This window comes from Streptomyces durbertensis, from assembly GCF_014156695.1.
Classification (GTDB): Bacteria; Actinomycetota; Actinomycetes; order Streptomycetales; family Streptomycetaceae; genus Streptomyces; species Streptomyces durbertensis.
Window position 1 is genome coordinate 1 of the sequence record NZ_WMLF01000827.1, and the last position, 1,064, is coordinate 1,064.

Below are 1,064 nucleotides of genomic sequence, written 5' to 3' on the forward strand. Positions count from 1 at the left end.
CCCGCCGACGATGCCGTCAGCGCCGCGGCGGGCGCCGCGATCACCGTGACCGACCTGGTCAAGACCTACCCGGCGCGCCGCGCCCGACGCGGCAGGCCGGCGGGGGAGCCCGTCCGGGCGAGCGACGGGATCAGCCTCAGCGTGCGGCGCGGAGAGGTCTTCGGACTGCTCGGCCCCAACGGCGCCGGCAAGTCGACGCTCGTCCGCCAGCTCACCGGGCTGCTGCGCCCGGACTCCGGCGAGATCCGGGTACTCGGCCACGATCTCGTGCGCCACCCGGAGCGGGCGGCCCGCCTGCTCGCCTACCTCGGCCAGGAGACCACCGCGCTGGACGAGCTGTCGGTGTTCCTCGCCGCCGAGACGACCGCCCGGCTGCGCGGCCTGGCAGCCGACGCGGCCCGCGCCGAGGCGACCGCCGTGCTGGCCGAGCTGGGACTGACGCCGCTGGCCGACCGCCCGCTGAAGCGCCTGTCCGGCGGTGAGCGGCGACTGGCCCATGTGGCCGCCGCGCTGGTCGGCGAGCGCGGGCTGCTCGTCCTGGACGAGCCGACCACCGGCATGGACCCGCTGGCCCGCCGCGCGGTGTGGGCGGCGATCGACCGCCGCCGCGTGGAACGCGGCGCGACCGTCCTGCTGGTCACCCACAACGTCATCGAGGCGGAGACGGTGCTCGACCGGGTCGCCGTCGTCGACCGGGGGCGGGTCATCGCCTGCGACACCCCGGGCGGCCTCAAGGCGCTGGTCGGGGACGACGTCCGGCTGGACCTGGTGTGGCGTTCGGAACCCCCGCTGCACGTGCCGGAGGTCGCGGCCCTGGAGGGCCGGGCGCAGCGCACCGGCCGCCGCTGGACGCTGCGGCTCTCGCCGGCCGACGCTCGCGCGGCCGTCACCGCCGTCACCGGCGGGCCGGCCTTCGCCGCGCTGGACGACTTCACCCTCGCCACGCCCAGCCTGGAGGACGTCTACCTCGCGCTCGGCGGCAGCGGCGAGGGACTTGTCCGAATGCTGTCTCTGATACACATCTCAGAGCCCACGCGCCCTCAGGAAATCTCGTGTGCCGGCTT

At 76.0% G+C, this 1,064-nt stretch carries 1 protein-coding gene; it reads left to right on the forward strand.

Translation table 11 applies throughout. The features are described 5' to 3' along the window. Window positions 1–39 precede the first annotated feature (39 nt). Window positions 40–1,064: ABC transporter ATP-binding protein (locus tag GL263_RS27120; RefSeq protein ID WP_182858373.1), on the forward strand; the 1,025-nt coding region annotated here is incomplete at its 3' end.